Annotated in this window: 17 protein-coding genes and 1 riboswitch; of the genes, 11 read left to right on the top strand and 6 right to left on the bottom strand. The window is 36.8% G+C overall.

Annotated elements, in window-relative coordinates; all coding sequences use genetic code 11:
• Positions 1-168 precede the first annotated feature (168 nt).
• Positions 169-675 carry an RNA polymerase sigma factor gene (locus AN161_RS05935; protein WP_053593449.1) on the top strand — a complete coding sequence of 169 codons (507 nt, stop codon included), beginning with the start codon at positions 169-171 and terminating at the stop codon, positions 673-675.
• Positions 660-1,574 carry a sigma factor regulator N-terminal domain-containing protein gene (locus AN161_RS05930; RefSeq protein WP_053593448.1) on the top strand — a complete coding sequence of 305 codons (915 nt, stop codon included), beginning with the start codon at positions 660-662 and terminating at the stop codon, positions 1,572-1,574. The genes AN161_RS05935 and AN161_RS05930 overlap by 16 nt, the downstream gene beginning before the upstream one ends.
• 280 nt (positions 1,575-1,854) lie before the next feature.
• On the opposite strand, the gene parC is transcribed toward AN161_RS05930, so the two are convergent.
• Together parC and parE are read right to left on the bottom strand one after the other, a co-directional pair.
• A complete protein-coding gene (parC, locus tag AN161_RS05925) occupies positions 1,855-4,287 on the bottom strand; it encodes a DNA topoisomerase IV subunit A (protein WP_053593447.1) in 2,433 nt (810 codons plus the stop codon).
• On the bottom strand, positions 4,284-6,260 hold the full coding sequence (gene parE, locus AN161_RS05920; protein WP_053593446.1) for a DNA topoisomerase IV subunit B: 1,977 nt from the start codon (positions 6,258-6,260) through the stop codon (positions 4,284-4,286). Before parE ends, parC begins: the two co-directional genes overlap by 4 nt.
• Positions 6,261-6,927: 667 nt before the next feature.
• Here parE and plsY point away from each other — a divergent pair.
• From plsY to AN161_RS27370, 6 genes are all read left to right on the top strand, one after another.
• A complete protein-coding gene (gene plsY, locus AN161_RS05915; protein ID WP_053593445.1) occupies positions 6,928-7,533 on the top strand; it encodes a glycerol-3-phosphate 1-O-acyltransferase PlsY in 606 nt (201 codons plus the stop codon).
• Between the two features lie 19 nt (positions 7,534-7,552).
• On the top strand, positions 7,553-7,843 hold the full coding sequence (locus tag AN161_RS05910; protein ID WP_053593444.1) for a HesB/YadR/YfhF family protein: 291 nt from the start codon (positions 7,553-7,555) through the stop codon (positions 7,841-7,843).
• Between the two features lie 127 nt (positions 7,844-7,970).
• A complete protein-coding gene (locus AN161_RS05905; protein WP_053593443.1) occupies positions 7,971-9,518 on the top strand; it encodes a spore germination protein in 1,548 nt (515 codons plus the stop codon).
• Between the two features lie 14 nt (positions 9,519-9,532).
• Entirely contained in the window at positions 9,533-10,732 is a 1,200-nt protein-coding gene (locus tag AN161_RS05900) for a Ger(x)C family spore germination protein (protein ID WP_053593442.1), read from the top strand.
• Positions 10,733-10,735: 3 nt separating this feature from the next.
• On the top strand, positions 10,736-10,969 hold the full coding sequence (locus AN161_RS05895) for a hypothetical protein (protein ID WP_053593441.1): 234 nt from the start codon (positions 10,736-10,738) through the stop codon (positions 10,967-10,969).
• A gap of 38 nt (positions 10,970-11,007) precedes the next feature.
• On the top strand, positions 11,008-12,813 hold the full coding sequence (locus AN161_RS27370; protein WP_075807189.1) for an endospore germination permease: 1,806 nt from the start codon (positions 11,008-11,010) through the stop codon (positions 12,811-12,813).
• Between the two features lie 79 nt (positions 12,814-12,892).
• On the opposite strand, the gene metA is transcribed toward AN161_RS27370, so the two are convergent.
• Complete coding sequence (gene metA, locus AN161_RS05885; protein ID WP_053593440.1) at positions 12,893-13,828, bottom strand: homoserine O-succinyltransferase; 936 nt, start codon at positions 13,826-13,828, stop codon at positions 12,893-12,895.
• Between the two features lie 173 nt (positions 13,829-14,001).
• Positions 14,002-14,112: riboswitch (SAM riboswitch) on the bottom strand.
• A gap of 91 nt (positions 14,113-14,203) precedes the next feature.
• On the opposite strand from metA, the gene AN161_RS28615 reads away from it, so the two are divergent.
• On the top strand, positions 14,204-14,416 hold the full coding sequence (locus AN161_RS28615) for a hypothetical protein (protein WP_143114639.1): 213 nt from the start codon (positions 14,204-14,206) through the stop codon (positions 14,414-14,416).
• Positions 14,409-14,783, top strand: a complete 375-nt coding sequence (locus AN161_RS05880; protein ID WP_053593439.1) for a nucleotide excision repair endonuclease — start codon at positions 14,409-14,411, stop codon at positions 14,781-14,783. The genes AN161_RS28615 and AN161_RS05880 overlap by 8 nt, the downstream gene beginning before the upstream one ends.
• A gap of 63 nt (positions 14,784-14,846) precedes the next feature.
• Here AN161_RS05880 and AN161_RS05875 read toward each other — a convergent pair whose 3' ends face one another.
• Positions 14,847-15,629: a TrmB family transcriptional regulator gene (locus tag AN161_RS05875; protein ID WP_053593438.1), complete on the bottom strand. Its 783-nt coding sequence runs from the start codon at positions 15,627-15,629 to the stop codon at positions 14,847-14,849.
• Positions 15,630-15,755: 126 nt separating this feature from the next.
• Between AN161_RS05875 and AN161_RS05870 the strand changes: the two genes are divergently transcribed.
• Positions 15,756-16,529, top strand: a complete 774-nt coding sequence (locus tag AN161_RS05870) for a TSUP family transporter (RefSeq protein ID WP_053593437.1) — start codon at positions 15,756-15,758, stop codon at positions 16,527-16,529.
• A gap of 339 nt (positions 16,530-16,868) precedes the next feature.
• Here the strand turns inward: AN161_RS05870 and panF are convergent, their stop codons facing one another.
• Together panF and AN161_RS05860 are read right to left on the bottom strand one after the other, a co-directional pair.
• Positions 16,869-18,314, bottom strand: coding sequence for a sodium/pantothenate symporter (gene panF, locus AN161_RS05865; RefSeq protein ID WP_053593436.1), 1,446 nt, complete (start codon positions 18,312-18,314; stop codon positions 16,869-16,871).
• Positions 18,314-18,577 (bottom strand): YhdT family protein, encoded by a 264-nt coding sequence (locus tag AN161_RS05860; RefSeq protein ID WP_053593435.1) that lies wholly within the window; start codon positions 18,575-18,577, stop codon positions 18,314-18,316. The genes panF and AN161_RS05860 overlap by 1 nt, the downstream gene beginning before the upstream one ends.
• Positions 18,578-18,783 lie beyond the last annotated feature (206 nt).

Below are 18,783 nucleotides of genomic sequence, written 5' to 3'. Positions count from 1 at the left end.
CATATCTATCTGTAAATGACAAGGGTCTCTTTCATGTTAAAGCATTATATTGTCATGTCATTTCAGAAAGCAATGTCAGACATAGCCCTTATCCCAAAATAAACTTTATAATTAAGTGTATACATTTGTGATCACTCATTCGTTGTATAAGAGTAAGGAGGATCAGCAATGAAAAAAGAAAATGAACTAACCTCCTATCTAATCCATTTAGGAGAGGAAGTGTTCAATCTATTACTAGCGAAAGGAGCCAAAAAAGAGGATGCGGAAGATATAATTCAAACCACCTATTATAAAATTTATACGTTGTTAGATAGCCTCACAGAAAGCAATATACGCCCATGGTTTTTTAGAGTTTCACTTAATCAATATATTGACTTGAAAAGGAAAAAGGAGCAGAAAAACATTTACATCACTGAGGAAATATATTCAAAGCTCCAACACACCGATTATCATTTTGAGACATTGCTAAATAAGGATGAAATTTTCTATTTGTTAAAAGACATTAAAAAAGAATATAAAGAAATATTCTTTTTAAAGTATTACTATGATTTTTCATATGAAGAAATTGCTACTTTGTTGGATATTCAAGTAGATAGCGTCAAGCAAAAATTATATCGTGCACGTAAATTTATTCACTCAAAAATAGGAGGTAAACATGAATGGAAACTTCGTTAAATAACGCTTTAAAAAAGGCTAAACGAAAACAACTACTAAAAATTATCATCACTTCAATTATTGTAATATTAATTCTCTTACCCGTCTTTTATAAAACTGGTTCCTACTTTGCAACGGAAAGTTCTAAAAGACTTAAAGAACATCTTTTTTTACATAATGACATTGCAGAACCTAATATTCAAGTCGACTCTCAAGTAACGGTAAGTAATTCATCAATGTTTGGTGGAAACATTATCACAAACCGTTCTAAGAATATTAACGGTTATGTAGTTCAATGGAGCACACTTACAAGTTCATTTGGATGGTTTCGAGGCAAAATTGACAAGAACGAGTTAACACCAGGATTTTATTGGTCTGATACAGAGTTCTATGAGTACGATAAACAGACAAAGACTAAATTTGCGACATTTTATCACCCATCCATAAAAAAATACCATGACGGTGTACAAAACGAACTAGGTGAAATTTCGCAAATGGAGAATCACGTTGCAGAAGTTGCCGTATCTTTTAACAAACCTTATACATTAAAAGAAATACAAGGGAAGATTCCTAGCAATCTAAACATTGTATGGTTGTATATGGCATCACCAATTATGGATGAAAGTAAAGGACCTGCTGGTGTAGAGGTTTATGGATTTGATCCATCCGATTCACCGAGAGAGACCTACGAAGGCTTTATTGATTCACTTAAAGCATATGATGCAAATGAAAATAACGAAACAATCCAGGAGTTTTTAAATTCAAATAAAAATAAACAGTTTGATGAAGTGGAAATTTTAGGGGTAATGCTCACTGGCAAAACAACTAATTTTAAAGCCTTAGAGAATCAAGATTTTATCCGTGGTGCTTCAGTAGGCGCAACTGCACAAATCGTTCCTTATATTAAACCTGAAAAATAGCGTAATGAGAAGTCAAAACCTTAAAAAGCGCGAGAAATCAATTTTAAAATGTTGATTTCTCGCGCTTTTCTGATGTAAAAATTTTTTTGATTTGAAAATATACTTACGTCCCAGCCACTTTCTTTTCTTTAACAACTAGAAGAATATCAATCGTTTTTTTCGTTGCAGTATACCCCACTGATTCTAATATCCTTTTCTACGTAGATTGAAAGCAACAAAATTAACAATGATACATAAAAAAGCCCAGCTCTCAAAAAGAGCATGGGCTAGAAAATTATTTTTATTTTTCTTCTTTTTTGGCCGTTAATACATGTGAAATAGCACCGTCTGTCGCGATATCCACTTTAAAGGAGCCGTTTGAATGGCGATCTGCTCGAGTCAATGCTTGGACATCAATAATCTCTTGCACACCTTTTTCTGTTTCGATGATCAGCTGTTCGTCATTAGTAGCCTTGACTACATCCACGATACGATGTGGATTCGCTTTTAACTCTGTTAACACTTTTAAGCCGCGTTTCGCACGACTAGTTAACTCTACCTCGGCTACATTCATTTTCTTCACAGCGCCACGCTGTGTCACAATCACAACATATTCAGTATCACTAGGCTGTAAGACATTGACACCGACTAAGGCTTCTCCTTCTTTCAGTGTAATCCCTTTGACGCCGCCTGTTTTTACGCCTGTTACTGGTAATTCCTCCATTGGGAAGCGGATTGCATAGGCTGTATCTGTCGTTAATAATAATTCGGCTTCGTCTGTCACGAAATCCGCAAATATCATTTCATCGCCTGACTTGACATTCATCGTTTTAATTGGCTTCGAATAACGTGTTACGGCATAATCTGCTAGAGATGAGCGTTTAATTTGGCCATCTTTTGTAGCCGTTAAGATATACGTATTCGCCTGTTCGAATGTCTCAAAACCGTACACAGCAATAATAGATTCATCTTCTCCAGTCGGCACAATACTTGAAATATGCTGACCAAGATCCTTCCAACGAATATCTGGTAGCTCATGGACAGGCTGATAAATATAATTGCCTCGATTAGTGAATAGCAGTAGATGATGCTGCGTATTTAAGTTTGCTTCATACAATAAATAATCGGAATCCTTCATCGCAAAATCCTGACCATTCGAGGCTGCATGCGAACGTGTAGATGTACGCTTAATATAGCCATCCTTTGTGACAGTCACTACGACTTCTTCACTTGGGACAAGGACATCTAATGTAATTTTGATTTCTTCAATTTCTTGTTCAATTTTCGAACGACGTGGTTCTGTAAAGCGCTTTTTAATGTCGAGCAATTCTTGTTTAATGACACGTACAAGTTTTGCTTCACTATTAAGAATACCTTCAAGCTTGGCAATGAGTTTATTTAATTCGTCCTGTTCATTGCGAAGCTCCGTTATATCTGTATTTGTTAAACGGTATAATTGCAGGCTAACAATTGCCTCTGATTGCACTTCTGTAAAGTCAAACTTAACCTGTAAATTCGTTTTCGCATCTCGTTTATCATTTGAAGAACGAATCGTTGCAATAACTTCATCTAAAATGGACAGCGCCTTAATCAAGCCTTCAACAATATGCGAACGATCTTTAGCCTTTTGCAAATCATAGATGGAGCGGTTCGTCACAACTTCCTTTTGATGGGCAATATAAGAATCCAGTAATAACGGTAATGTCATCATTGTCGGACGACGATTATAGATCGCAATCATATTAAAATTATAAGCTACTTGTAAATCAGTTGTTTTGAACAAGTAATATAAAATACCTTGCCCAGGAACATCTTTTTTCAACTCAATAACAACACGTAAGCCTGTACGATCCGATTCATCACGAATTTCCGCAATTCCTTCAAGTCGTTTATCCACACGCTGCTCATCAATTTTCTTTACTAGATTTGCTTTATTAACATCATACGGCAATTCCGTAATAACGATTTGCTCTTTTCCACCTTTAATTGGCTCAATGACTGCTTGAGCACGGACAATGATTTTGCCTCGTCCTGTCTCATACGCTTTTTTAATGCCATCGACACCTTGAATAATACCACCAGTTGGGAAATCAGGTCCTTTAATAACGGTCATTAATTCATCAACAGTGGTATTTGGGTTATCTAAGCGCATAAGAACACCGTCTAGCACCTCATCTAGTGCGTGAGGAGGGATGTCTGTGGCATAACCAGCTGAAATACCTGTAGAGCCGTTTACTAGTAAATTTGGGAAACGAGCAGGTAAAACAGTTGGCTCCATATCCTGATCATCAAAGTTTGGCACAAATTCTACGGTTTCCTTACCAATATCTCGTAGCATCTCCGCTGCAATCGCAGAAAGTCTTGCCTCTGTATAACGCATCGCTGCCGGTGGGTCACCATCAACAGAGCCATTATTACCATGCATTTCAATGAGCATATGGCGCGCCTTCCAATCCTGACTCATGCGGACCATTGCTTCATATACCGAGCTATCACCATGCGGATGATAGTTACCAATTACATTACCGACTGTTTTTGCTGATTTACGAAATGGTTTTTCGTTCGTATTGCCCTCTGTAAACATCGCATATAAAATACGTCGTTGCACAGGCTTAAGACCGTCACGTGCATCAGGCAACGCGCGGTCTTGAATAATATATTTACTATAGCGACCAAAGCGGTCACCCATTACTTCTTCTAAAGGTAAATCTTGAAACTTTTCCGTACTACTCATGCTTGGTCCTCCTCTTGTTGGATGAATTCATTGTCTAAAATATTCGAATCATCCTCCATACCGAAGTCTACATTAGCTTCGATCCATTTACGACGTGGTTCTACTTTATCGCCCATTAATGTTGTCACACGTCTTTCAGCACGTGCACCATCCTCGATTGTTACACGAATTAATGTACGCGTTTCAGGGTTCATTGTCGTATCCCACAGCTGGTCAGCATTCATCTCACCAAGCCCTTTATAGCGCTGTAATATGTAACCCTTTCCAACTTTTTTAATCGCCTGTTGTAAATCGTTTTCGGTCCAAGCATATTCAAGCACTTCTTTTTTACCAGTACCCTTTGATACTTTATAAAGAGGTGGTAATGCGATAAATACCTTTCCAGCTTCAATTAATGGTCGCATATAACGATAGAAGAACGTTAGTAGCAGCACTTGAATATGCGCTCCATCTGTATCGGCATCGGTCATAATAACGACTTTATCATAGGCTGAATCCTCTACAGAGAAATCTGTTCCAACGCCAGCACCAATGGCATGGATAATCGTTGAAATCTCCTCGTTTTTCATAATATCCTGAAGCTTTGCTTTTTCCGTATTAATAACTTTACCGCGCAATGGTAAAATCGCTTGGAACGTACGATCTCGCCCTTGTTTTGCAGAGCCTCCTGCAGAGTCACCTTCGACTAAATACAGCTCGTTTTTCGCCGCATTTCGAGATTGTGCAGGTGTTAATTTTCCAGAAAGAATCGTACTGCTTTTTTTGCTTTTCTTGCCGTTTCGTGCATCTTCACGCGCTTTACGAGCCGCTTCACGTACTTGCTGCGCACGAATAGCTTTTCGCACAAGAGACGCAGATAATTCAGCGTTTTCCTCAAGCACATATAAAATTTGCTCTGAAACGACACTATCTACTGCTGAACGTGCCTCACTCGTCCCTAGCTTACCCTTCGTTTGACCCTCGAATTGTAGTAAATGCTCTGGTATACGAACAGAAACAATCGCCGCTAAGCCCTCTCGAATATCTGTCCCTTCAAGATTTTTATCTTTTTCTTTTAACAGACCAATTTTTCGAGCATATTCATTGAAAACACGTGTTAACGCTGCTTTGGCGCCTGTTTCATGTGTCCCGCCATCTCGCGTACGAACATTGTTAACGAATGATAGGATTGTTTCTGAATAGCCGTCGTTGTACTGGAAGGCGAACTCTACTTCAATATCGTCTTGAATGCCTTCTACATATTTTACAGGATGGAGTACATCTTTCTCCTCATTCAAATACGCAACGAAAGCTTCAATGCCGTTCTCATAAAAGAAAACATCACTTTTGCCTTCCTCGCGTTCATCAATTAACTCAATTTTTAAGCCTTTTAATAAAAATGCTGACTCACGTAAACGTTCTGCAAGCGTATCATAATTGTATTTTGTCACAGAGAAAATTGTGTCATCTGGTAGGAAATGGACAAGTGTTCCTGTCTGCTTTGTTTGTCCAATTTCTTCAAGCGTGGTCACAGGATGGCCACCGTTTTCAAAACGTTGGCGATACTTTTTACCGTCGCGGTGAATCGTTACTTCTAAAAAAGACGATAACGCATTAACAACTGAAGAACCTACACCATGTAAGCCACCGCTCGTTTTATAGCCGCCTTGTCCGAATTTACCACCTGCATGTAGGACGGTAAAGATAATTTCAGGAGTTGGTTTACCCATCTTATGCATACCTGTTGGCATTCCACGGCCGAAGTCTCGAACGCTGATACTTTGATCTTTATGAATATGGACAATGATATGAGAACCAAAGCCAGCCAGTGCTTCATCTACCGCATTATCTACGATTTCATATACTAGGTGATGAAGTCCACGGCCATCTGTAGAACCGATATACATGCCGGGTCGTTTTCGTACCGCTTCTAATCCTTCTAATACTTGAATGGCGTCATCATTATAGACGCTTGGTGACTGTTTATTCGCCAAAAAATTCCCCTCCAAAAAACAAACGCATGTTCTATTTATGTTCTCTTCCTAATAATAATAGCATTTCCTGTCAATAGCTAGTGACAGGCCCAATAAATTTTTAAAATTTCCTCACAGCTTTGTCGTTTTGAGCTTTTTACCGGAAGAGAAAGTTGCAATAGTTGCTTAATTATGTATCAACTACTATCCTATTCCCTTAAACGCAGTACAGTAAACATTAGTTGCAAAAATTAAACAACATATGGCTAACTTCTGATCATATCTCTTATCGCTGAGGCTTTAATCTTTCCATACAGAAGCATTTGAATATCCACTGAAAAATATACAGGTACATTAATAAATATAAGAAAATGGATTTCTTCTGTTGTTATTCTAGAAATTAAAGATAGACTTCTATTCTACCAAAGGAATGAGTGATTGACAAAATTGCCATTTTACCTATATTTTTAAAAAGGGCTTTCAAGCTGATTGTATGACTCGTGTCAAATAGCCTAAGCTAAATTCAATATACATCTAAAAACCCTTGAAAAATAGCTATCTTTTGTATTGAATTCAAGATACACAAGGAAATCTCCTTCATGACATTGTAGATTGTAGAGAAAAAGTGTAAAATATTTGATACATATTATTAGTACCAAGTGATGGTATATGGGAAAGGAGTCCAGCTATGCTAAATGGACTTATTATTATTTTATGTGCGTATTTAATCGGCTCTATACCTTCTGGATTATGGATAGGCAAAATTTTTTATAAAACAGATATACGTGAACATGGGAGCGGTAATTTAGGTGCGACGAATACATTCCGTATTTTAGGAAAAAAAGCAGGAATAGTAGTAACGATTATGGATGTTTTAAAAGGTACAGCAGCCGTATTACTCGCAGCTCTTCCTGTCTTCTCTGAAGTATCCATTCACTCATTAATTCTTGGTCTTGTAGCGGTGATTGGTCATATGTTCCCTATCTTTGCAGGTTTCCGTGGAGGTAAAGCTGTGGCAACATCAGCAGGAGTGCTGTTAGGATATTCATGGCCTCTATTTGTCTTATTATTTATTGCTTTTATTATAACATTAAAAATAACGAAAATGGTCAGCTTAACTTCCATGATTGCCGCTTTAGTAGCACTTATTTATTCAATCGTTTATTATTTTGTTACAGGTGATTTTGCGTTAAGTATTTTAGTAGCATGTTTATTTACTTTTATCATTTATCGTCACCGAGCGAATATTGTCCGCATTAAAAATGGTACCGAACCAAAGGTGAAATGGCTGTAACGAAGAGAGGAGTATTCTAATGAATATCGCACTAACAGATGAAGCTCTGCAATGGTTTAAAAATGAAATGGAAGTAGGATCCGGAGATACTATTCGTTTTTATGCAAGATATGGTGGTTCCAGTCCTTTTCACGAAGGCTTTTCTCTTGGTATGACACGTGAAGAACCAATCGAAATTGGTGTGAAGACAGTGATTGACGATGTTACCTACTATATTGATGAAAAAGATATATGGTTTTTCAATGATCACAATTTATATGTAGATGTGGATGCTACAAATGACGAATTAAAATATGAGTATAAAAAATAAAGCAGTGTTTCCTTTCGTTTATGCGAAGGGAACACTGCTTTTTTATTTGAATGCAATTCCAACCTTGGTTTATCTTCTCTCAAAGTTGTACATTCTATAGTTATGTACATCTTGAGGAGGAAAGAAAATGTCTATTTCAAAAATTAGTGATACCTCCCAAAACAACGACCAACTATATACTTCTCTTTCTCAAAATTTGAAGATGATTAAAAACACACTCGGGAATAGTAATGACCTTGTTATACGAGAAATTACCATTGGAAAAGCTGAAAAATATACGCTAGCGATTATCTATGTAGATGGCTTATCCGATAAAATAAGCATTTCTAATGCTGTGATTGATAAACTAATGCTTGAAATTGAAGATAATCAGGATTCAGAAATAGAAAAAATTATTCGATATTTAAGAGATTCTTGTTTAACAGTCGGCGATGTTAATGATATTTTCAATTTTTCAGCACTGTACAATTCTATTTTGAATGGTGATACGGTCATCTTATTAGATGAATCTTCAACTGGTATCGTGACAAGTACAAAAGGTGCAAAAGATAGAGCCGTTATGGAGCCATCAACAGAATCGGTCATTAGAGGTCCAAGGGAAGCCTTTACGGAAACGTTACGTACTAACACGGCCCTGATCCGTCGAAAAATTAAAAGTCCAAATCTCTGGATTAAGTCCCGGATTGTCGGTGAAGTAACAAAAACGGAAGTTGCTGTTATGTATGTAAATGGCATTGCAAATGACAAAATAGTAGCAGAGGTTCTTGCCCGATTAGATCGTATTAATATTGATGGTATTTTAGAAAGCGGCTACATCGAAGATTTTATTCAAGATTCTAAACACACGATATTCCCTACTGTTTATAATTCGGAACGGCCAGATGTTATTGCTGGTGAACTATTAGACGGTAAAATTGCTATTTTAGTGGATGGTTCACCGTTTGTCCTAATTGTACCGGCCTTATTTACATCCTTTTTACAGTCTGCTGAAGATTATTATCAGCATTGGATGATTAGCTCTCTTGTACGCTTATTGAGATTTTTTGGAATTGGCTTAGCCCTGGTGGCGCCATCGCTTTACGTAGCGATCACCACCTTCCATCAAGAAATGCTTCCAACTCCTATGCTAATAAGTATTGCATCTCAACGAGAAGGCGTCCCCTTCCCTGCCGTTGTCGAGGCACTCATCATGGAGATTGCCTTTGAGGTGTTAAGAGAAGCAGGTCTTCGAATGCCAAGAACCATTGGACCAGCCGTATCCATTGTTGGAACATTAGTGATCGGTCAAGCTGCCGTAGAAGCAGGAGTTGTATCAGCCGTAATGGTCATTATTGTGGCATTAACAGCCATTTGTAGCTTCTTGTTCCCTGCTTATGGCTTATCCAATACAGTTCGTGCTCTTCGTTTCCCATTAATGATTGTAGCAGCAATCGTTGGATTGTTTGGTGTAATGTTTGGCCTTATGATCATCGTCCTACACTTATGCAGCCTACGAACTTTCGGTGTTCCATATTTAAGTCCATTCGGTCCGTTAATTCTAAAGGATCAAAAAGATGCACTAGTGTTGTTCCCGCGTAGAGCTTTATTGACTCGACCACGCTTAATTAGTCAAAAAAATACTGTCAGAGGTCATAAATATTTTAATACGAAAAAAAGGAATCAAACGAATGTGTAAACGAGGAATGCACTATGGCAAAATTTAAGGCAATATGTTTACTAATGATTCTTACTTTACTTTTAAGTGGTTGCTGGAGTAAGCGTGAACTCAATGAATTAGCAATTGTCGTAGGACTAGGAATAGATAAAGTAGATAATGAATTTGAAATAACTGTCCAAGTCGTGGATCCTAGTGAAATTTCCTCAAAACAGCCTTCTTCGGGACGATCACCCGTTATTACCTATCAGTCAAAAGGTGCAACGGTCTTTGAGGCCATTAGAAAAATGACAACAGTAACAGCTAGAAAACTTTATTTTTCTCATCTTCAAATAGTTGTACTAGGTGATGAATTGGCAAAAGAAGGAATTAGTGAACCATTAGATTTGATTTCAAGAGATCATGAATTCAGAAATGATTTCGATGTCATCGTTGCTCATGACGCGACTGCCGAAGAAGTTTTAAATGTATTAACACCTATCGAAAAAGTACCAGCTAATAAAATGCTAAATTCTCTTAAAACGTCAGAGAAAACTTGGGGTACAACCCAATCCATTAAAATTGATGAATTAATCAATACTTTAAATAACAAAGAAACAAGTATCGTCATGTCTGCTATCGAAATCCTGGGGGATAAAAATGTTGGAATGGAGCAAATGAATGTTAAAAGATCGAAATCTCCTGTGCAATTGAAGTATACGGGCTTAGCTGTTTTTAAAGAAGATAAACTCATTGGGCTTTTGACGGAAGATGAGAGTAGAAGCCTAGGTTTTATAAAGGACAAAATAGAAAGTACAATTGAAATTCTTGCTTGCCCTAAGGGAGGTACGCTGTCAACAGAAATTACACATTCAAAGACGAAAATAAAAGGTGAATTTAAAAATGGAGCTCCTAAAATCAATGTTGTTATAGATGTTAACCAAAATGTCGGAGAAGTTGAATGTAATATAGACCTTACTAAAGAAAAATCGATTAAATACGTCAATAAAAAAACAGAAGAACTTATTAAAAAACGAATCGAAGAAACTATCAAGACAGTTCAGCAAAATTACCGGGTTGATGTTTTTGGATTTGGTGCAGCACTTCACCGCAAAAATCCCAAAGAGTGGAAAAAAATAAAAAAAGAATGGCTAACCATATTTCAAGAGCTACCAGTTAAAGTTGAAGTACATGTGAACACACAAGGATTAGGGACGATGGAAAACTCATTAGTGAATAAGTCGAAGGGAGAATAAGCCATGGTTATGACAATATTCATTCTAATCATTACAGCTGTTATAGCCTTTGCCTTCATTCCAAAATTGAAAAAAAATAAAGAAACGAAAACAATCGTAATTTTTTCGATTTTTTTATTGATCAGCGCCGCATTAAATATTGGGGTCTCATTAAAGCTCAAAATTCCGAGCCCACTAGATTTTATTACCTTTATTTTTTCACCTATTAAAGATTTAATCATCTCCCTGACAAAATAATAAGGCAACTTTATGTTAAGTAAAAAGGGGTATCGTTCATGATGGAAAAAGAAATAATTAGTTCAAGACAATTTATGATCATTACCCTTCTCTTTTCAATTGGTACAGCCATTTTAATTATCCCTGCAAGTGTAACAAGCGAAGCAAAGCAAGATGCATGGATTGCAGCTATCATTGGTGTCGTTTTAAGTTTGCCCATCGTAAAGCTTTTCGTTGCTTTAGGAAATAGAACACCCACCCTTACATTTGTAGAGGCTAATGAAAAGATATTAGGTCGTTTTTTCGGAAAATTTACTACAATTTGCTTTATTATTATATCCTTACTTTCTGCTGGTGAATTATTATATTTCATTGGAATTTTCATGAAAACGGAAATAATGCCTGAAACACCTACGATGGCCTTTGCATTTATGTTCAGTATTATCATTATTTATGCTGCATTTCTAGGAATTGAAGTTTTTGCTCGTTCTGCAGAAATACTATTTCCAATATTTATTTTAATTTTTATTTTCTTTGTAATTTTTATTTCACCATCCATCCATATTGAAAATTTACAGCCAATAATGGAAACACCAAAAAAATTAGTATTCTTTAGTATGATTCGATTTATAAGTCTTTTTTCATTCCCGCTTGCTGTATTATTAATGATTTTCCCTTCCGCAGTTAACGTCCAAAAATCTGCACAAAAAGGTTTTTACATTGGCACAATTATTGGAGGGATTGTCTTAATTACGATCATCACACTATCTATCCTTGTCCTAGGTCCGGCAAATACTGCTTCTAGGACATTTCCTAGCTATTCACTAGCTCAACGAATTTCAATCGGGAATTTTTTGCAGCGTATTGAAGTTATTATGGCAGCCATGTGGATTATATCAATTTATATTAGAACTTTTATGTATTTTTATGCTTCGGTTATCGGTATCGCACAATTATTTAAAATCAAAAATCATCGACCACTCATTTTTCCACTCGGCATGATTATCCTTGGACTTTCACAAATTGTTCATCCTAATAACATTCATTCAGATATTTACAATAGAGAAACATGGCCAATATTTTCCTTCATTTTCATGATTTTATTACCATTATTTTTACTACTTATCGCGAAGATTCGCAAAATTAATGGTAATCAAGAAAATACTACACAATGTAATAGTAGTACACAAAATGAAAGTGGTAGTAATAACGGAAATGCTTCTCAAAGTGATAGTAATAGTAATAGCGAAAATGCCTCACAAAGTGACAGTAGTAGCAAAAATGGAAATTCTTCTCAGAGTCAAAGTAGCAACAATGGCGGAAATGCTTCTCAAAGTGAAATTAGTAGCAATAGCGAAAATACTTCTCAAAATGAAAGTAGCAGCAATAGCGGAAATGCTTCTCAAAGTAATAGTAGTAGCAATAGCGAAAATGCCTCACAAAGTGACAGTAGTAGCAATAGCGAAAATTCTGCTCAATGTCAAAATAGCAGTAATGGCGGAAATGCTTCTCAAAGTGAAATTAGTAACAATAACGAAAATTCTGCTCAAAGTGAAAGTAGCAGTAATGGCGGAAATTCTACTCAAAATGAAAGTAACTGCAAGAGCGAAAATACTTCTCAAAATGAAAGTAACAGCAATGGCGGAAATGCTTCTCAAAATGAAAGTAGCAGCAATAGCGGAAATGCTTCTCAAAGTGAAAGTAGTAGCAATAACGAAAACGCTTCTCAAAGTGAAAGTAGCAGTAATGGCGAAAATTCTACTCAAAATAAAAGTGAAAACGATGCCGGCAGTGCTACACAGAATGATAGCGATACTGGAAATACTCCAAACAGTGATAAAAATAAAGATTCGTCGGAAAATTAATAACATAATGAAGTTAAAAATGATGACCTTGAAGTTATTAAGGTCATCATTTTTTCTTTACAATTGCTATTGAACAGCATTAAATATGATATTCAATTTGATCAACAAAATCCCATTCGTATGGTGTTTCTTGATAAACATAGTAATTCAACCAATTCGAGAATAATAAATGCGTATGGGCACGCCACGTATTAATTGGTTCATTTCCTGGATCATCATTTGGGAAGTAATTCACTGGTACATTAATATCTAATCCTTTCGCGACATCCCGACTATATTCATCAGCTAAAGTTGTCGCATCATATTCAAGGTGGCCGGTAATCATGATATTTTTATTGTCCTTAGATTGCACAATAAAAACACCAGCATCTTCTGAATAAGAGAGTAATCGTAAATCAGGATGGTTGCGTACTTCCTCAATAGAAACAGATGTAAAACGAGAATGTGGAGCTGTAAATAAATCACTGAAACCACGTACTAAATCCACTGTTAAATCCGTAATGACATGAGAATATACACCTGAGCATTTAGCAGGAAGCTCAATTTTGCCGATACCGTAATGATGATATAACGCTGCCTGTGCACCCCAACATATATGAAGGACCGATGTTACATTTTTCTTGGACCAATCCATAATTTCTGAAATTTCCTGCCAGTAGTTCACGTCCTCAAAAGCCATTTTTTCAACTGGCGCTCCCGTTATAATCATACCATCATAGCGGCGATGGCGAATTTGATGAAAGGTCGTGTAAAATAACTGTAAGTGTGATTTACTGACATTTTTCGATTCGTGCGTAGCTGTATTTAAAAATGTAATATTGACTTGTAACGGTGTATTACCAAGTAAACGTAGTAATTGCAGTTCTGTTTTCTCTTTTTCCGGCATTAGATTGAAAATTAATATATTTAACGGACGAATTTGCTGAGTTTTCGCTCTGTCCTCTTCCATTACGAAGATTTTTTCCTCACGTAAATGTTCTCCAGCTGGTAAGTTTTTCGGAATATTAATTGGCATCTTGCATTCCCCTCTCTTTTGTTTCTCTCTTTCTAACATCAATTTGTGCCTTAGTATCAATGCGCGGCCTTGCGCAAAGTTCATAAAGTCTTTAATCGATTATTAAACGATAAAATTAAAAAATCCCCCTCATTCCATTTGAGATAGAATGAGAAGGATTTTTATCACGTTCACTCTTATCTCTCAAAGGACAAATCCTTTGCTGGAATTAGCACCTTTCTAACTTTTGTTAGAGGTTGCTGAAGCGTCATCGGGCCAAATCCCTTAGCTTCTCTTGATAAGATTATTTAATTAAAAAGAATTGTAACATGAACAATTAAGAATATCAATAATACATAGAATATTTTGTTATTAACATGCATGGCATTTTGTAATTTGTTCAACACTAATCTTGGAGAGACGCATTGTTTATCTAGCGAAAGCGAAGCGTCAGCTACAAATCTTTTCTGTGCGAAAGCGAAGCGTCAGCTACAAATCTTTTTTGCGCGACAGCGGCAATTACGACAATGCGAAATTGATGGAAAACATGCAGTACTTATGTTAACATATACCTTTAGTAACAGAGAGGAACGTGAAAAGTTTGATTAAAATTGAATTTCCAAAACCAGATTTAGTGATTCGCCAACGCGAGCAAGATTTAAAGCCAGGTGATGTGCCAATCACACCTTACCATGGTTTTATCGACTTCCATAAAATCACGCGTGAAAACGGTGGTATTTTCTTATTCTATAACGAAGAGAACGAACTATTATTTGTCGGTAAAGCACGTAAAATTCGTCAACGTATTAAAAAGCATTTTGAGGACAATGTTTCACCGTTGAAAAATCATCGTGATGAAATTTTCAAAATTGAAGTGTATGAAGTAGAAGATCCAATGGAACGTGAAATTTACGAAACTTACGCGATCAATACATTCCGCGCTAAATACAATGTTGATAAAGTATTTTATTCATAAGACGACAGTCGCTGTTTAACAAAAAAAAGAATCTGCTTAGAGCAGATTCTTTTTTTAATGCCTTTACTCCAAGAAAAATGCTTTACGTTCTTTAGTAATCCATTCTTCAAGCTCCTTATCATCACGCTTTAACAGTCGATTGACAAGGACGTCATGCCATATATAATCCTCTAGTAAATAAATATGAACTGGGTCATTTGTAATAAAAGCCGTTTCCTGATTTGACGGTGAGTGGCCATAAATCATTTTCTGACCATCTACAGATAAAATAAACCAATGAGGCGTGGAAGATTTTCTCGTATATTGTGTTATGCGGTGCCGGTCAATAGATGCCTCATTTTCCTCCACAAACAGTGTAATTCCACGAACTGGAACATGCTCAGACACCTCATGAATATCTTCTCGTAATGCTTCATACATATCTTCCCACATCGATAATATGACTTTTTTCTCCGCTTTTTTTAATAATGACTGACAATAATTGACGATTGCCTCTTTTCCTTTTAGCGTGACAACCTTATGCTCCGCTTCCTGCTCTTTTACCTCTAATTTTTCTAATTGATCACTAATTGACGTGAAATTCGATTGCCAACGTTGCTGAACTTGTTGTAAAAATACAGCGACAGGAATGGAAGAGTACGTCGTTTGATCTGTAGTTTCTTCTTTCAGTACTAACCCTTTTTCAACGAGTAAATCAAGTATGTCATATATTCTTGCTCGTGGGATACCCGAGTTTTTACTTACCTGATAGGCACTAACATGACTATTTTGAACGAGTGCCGTATAGGCTTTTGCTTCATATTCTGTGAATCCCAGTTCTTTTAATTGGGCGATTAATTCAACCATTCGATCCCTCCATTTCCTATATTATAGAATATTGTCTTAACGATAAGCCAACGAAAAAAATTAGTCTTTACAGTTGCCTGAATATTAGTTACTATTTCAGTAGTAACTATCTAACGAGGTGCAAACATGCTATTTGAAGTAGATTTAAATTTAGTGATATTGTTAATTTCTTTTGGTTTTTTGGCAGCCTTTGTGGATGCTGTTGTCGGAGGGGGTGGCTTAATTGCCTTACCAGCTTTAATGTTTGCAGGTTTAAATCCAGCAGCAGCAGTTGCGACCAATAAACTTGCTGGCACAATGGGTTCTTTGACATCAACCATTTCCTTTTATCGTTCCGGACAGCTAGAAATTCGTTCTGTTCTCAAATACTTTCCTCTAGCCTTTATTGGATCGCTACTTGGGGCATGGACCGTTCATTTAATAAATCCTGAGTTATTAAAACCAATAATGCTCGTTATGCTTGCTTGTGTTGCAGTTTATACAATTTTTAAAAAAGATTGGGGTTCAGTAGCTGCGGTTAAAAAATTATCGTTTCCCCGTTTATTGCTATTTATGCTGTTGTTATTTAGCATCGGTTTTTATGATGGGTTTCTTGGTCCTGGAACTGGCTCATTTTTAATTTTTAGCTTTTTACTAGTCGGCTTCGATTTTTTAAAGGCAGCAGGAAATGCCAAATTTTTAAATTTAGCAAGTAATTTTGCTGGCCTTTTAATGTTCGCCTACTTAGGTCACGTTCATTATGTCTATGGACTACTGATGGGGGTAGCTCAAATTGGCGGTGCAATGGTAGGCTCGCGTGTTGCGATTAAAAAAGGTAGCGGCTTTGTTCGCGTGTTGTTTATTATCGTAACGATTACATTGCTAACTAAAAATGCTTATGATTACATAGTTCTTCATTAAAAAAACGCCGTAGATACTTTATCTTTACGGCGTTTTCGCTTGTTTATAAACTTTGTTTGCTCTATCCTTTAATTCGGAGAGGCTATCCGGCATTTTGGAGGGTTCTTTCCGTCACTTTGAACGTTCTATCCATCAATTCAGAGATTCTATCCACGACTTTGGACGTTCTATCCATCATTTCGAAGGTTCTATCCGTCGCTTCAGTGATTCTATCCGTCACTTTGGGGGTTCTTTCCGTCACTTCGGAGGGTCTATCCGTCACTTCGGGGGTTCTTTCCGTCGCTTATCATCTGCAATATAAAACGCCGTAGATATTCACTCTCTACGGCGTTTTCTTAGTTAGATAAACAACTTTTCTTCTTTAAATTTATGACTCGTTAATAAGCTAACAATAACAAAAATGAAAAAGGATGCTACAATTGGAATTGTAACGGTATGCATACCAAAGACAGAAGGGTAAAAACGATCAATGATAATATACAAGGTCATACCTGAAATCATCGACACAATCGCACCATATTTATTGGCTTTTTTCCAATATAGTCCTAATACAACAGTCCAAATAAAGACTGCCTCAAGTCCGCCAAAAGCAAATAAATTAAGCCATACTAATAAATCTGGTGGATTAAGTGCGAAAATGATGACTACTAAACCGATAACCGCTGTGACAATAAAGCTTGCACGCTTAATTTCCGTATCGTTAGCTGTTGGTTTGATATAATTTAAGTAAATATCTTTCACTACTGTGGAGCTTACAAGCATAAGTAGTGCGTTCACTGTAGACATCGTTGCTGCCATTGGTGCTGCTAAGACAATGCCAGCTAAAAATGGCGGCAAAACCTTTAATGTCAGTAGCGGCATCACTTTATCCCCTATTTCAATCCCTGGCAGTACTGGTCTTGCTAAAACCCCAATTAGATGCATCCCAAACATAATTGTCCCTATGGCAATAGTACCAATGATAATAGCTAAATGCATGCTTCTTGAATCTTTATAGCTCATGGCACGAACTGCGATTTGTGGGAGCCCCACAACTCCAATACCTATCAAAATCCAAAATGTAGAAACGTATAATGGCGTTAATTCGCCTTCTGCTCCAAATGGAGACACAAGGTTCGGGTTCTCAGCGACAAGTGAGGCCATAATATTATCGATTCCTCCACCAGCGATGACTGTCCCAATTAATAAAATGATCGTTCCAATAACCATAATCGAGCCTTGCACCGCATCCGTCAATGCAACAGCACGGAAGCCCCCGATGATGACATAAACTAATACAGAAAACGCAAAAATAAAGAGTGCAGTCGTGTAGTTTAAGCCAGTTAATGATTCGATAAGACGAGCACCACCTACCCATTGTGCCATCATCGCAGAAAATAAAAAGACGATAATACTAATAGCTGATAAGATGACAATGACATGACTTTTATAGCGTTCTCTTAAAAAGTCAATTAACGTGATAGCTTGATAACGTCTTGCGATAATAGCAAATTTCTTCCCTAAAATCATTAAAACAAAATAACCTGCAGGAAGCTGCGCCATCGCCAGTAATACCCAGCCAAGCCCTTTCGTGTAAGCAACGCCTGGACCACCAATAAAGCTACTTGCACTACCGTACGTAGCAATCATTGTCATAGCAAGGATGAAACCTCCCATTTCACGACCACCGAGGAAGTATTCCTGTAAAAATGAATTAGAAGAGCGTATATGCTTATTTGACCAGATACCAATACCAAAGATGATGACTAAAAATAATAGCAGTGGAACAATAACTTGCCAGTGCATTATTGATCCACCTCCTCATCGTCAAATGGTACCTCTTTGAAAAAGAGCTTCAAGACGACCCAGATTAAAATTATCATAAAGCCTGTCCCTGCAATACAGCTATAGAAAAACCATGCAGGGAAACCGAATACATACGTATAGTTTGCTGGATCACCAGAGCCTAATCCATAGGCAAAGCCAAACCAAATCGCAAAGTTAACGATCACAAGCCCGATACCGATAAGCGCCTCTCGATGCGCAATTTTAAAGCGTTGATCTTTCAAAATATAGTCCCCCTAACCTACTCTATTTTACTGATATGTTCGTATTATGGGAACCTTTGTGAAAAAATAAATATCTATTAGCACAACTATTTTTTAAAAATAACGATAAACAGAGATTTTCCCTTTATTTCGGGACTGTCAATATTTTTGTGTAAATGACAATCCAACCTTTTCTTATAGATCATCACTTTTTGATTTTAAATAGA

The sequence above is a fragment of the Lysinibacillus sp. FJAT-14222 genome (assembly GCF_001278875.1).
Lineage (GTDB): Bacteria > Bacillota > Bacilli > Bacillales_A > Planococcaceae > Lysinibacillus > Lysinibacillus agricola.
The sequence above is the reverse complement of the archived record's forward strand: the minus strand, read 5'-3'. Positions and strand labels throughout refer to the sequence as shown.

Coding starts and splice junctions, on each gene's coding strand:
- AN161_RS05935 (WP_053593449.1), top strand. CDS start 169: ATGAAAAAAGAAAATGAACTAACCTCCTATCTAATCCATTTAGGAGAG.
- AN161_RS05930 (WP_053593448.1), top strand. CDS start 660: ATGGAAACTTCGTTAAATAACGCTTTAAAAAAGGCTAAACGAAAACAA.
- parC (WP_053593447.1), bottom strand. CDS start 4,287: ATGAGTAGTACGGAAAAGTTTCAAGATTTACCTTTAGAAGAAGTAATG.
- plsY (WP_053593445.1), top strand. CDS start 6,928: ATGCTAAATGGACTTATTATTATTTTATGTGCGTATTTAATCGGCTCT.
- AN161_RS05910 (WP_053593444.1), top strand. CDS start 7,553: ATGAATATCGCACTAACAGATGAAGCTCTGCAATGGTTTAAAAATGAA.
- AN161_RS05905 (WP_053593443.1), top strand. CDS start 7,971: ATGTCTATTTCAAAAATTAGTGATACCTCCCAAAACAACGACCAACTA.
- AN161_RS05900 (WP_053593442.1), top strand. CDS start 9,533: ATGGCAAAATTTAAGGCAATATGTTTACTAATGATTCTTACTTTACTT.
- AN161_RS05895 (WP_053593441.1), top strand. CDS start 10,736: ATGGTTATGACAATATTCATTCTAATCATTACAGCTGTTATAGCCTTT.
- AN161_RS27370 (WP_075807189.1), top strand. CDS start 11,008: ATGATGGAAAAAGAAATAATTAGTTCAAGACAATTTATGATCATTACC.
- metA (WP_053593440.1), bottom strand. CDS start 13,828: ATGCCAATTAATATTCCGAAAAACTTACCAGCTGGAGAACATTTACGT.
- AN161_RS05875 (WP_053593438.1), bottom strand. CDS start 15,629: ATGGTTGAATTAATCGCCCAATTAAAAGAACTGGGATTCACAGAATAT.
- AN161_RS05870 (WP_053593437.1), top strand. CDS start 15,756: ATGCTATTTGAAGTAGATTTAAATTTAGTGATATTGTTAATTTCTTTT.
- panF (WP_053593436.1), bottom strand. CDS start 18,314: ATGCACTGGCAAGTTATTGTTCCACTGCTATTATTTTTAGTCATCATC.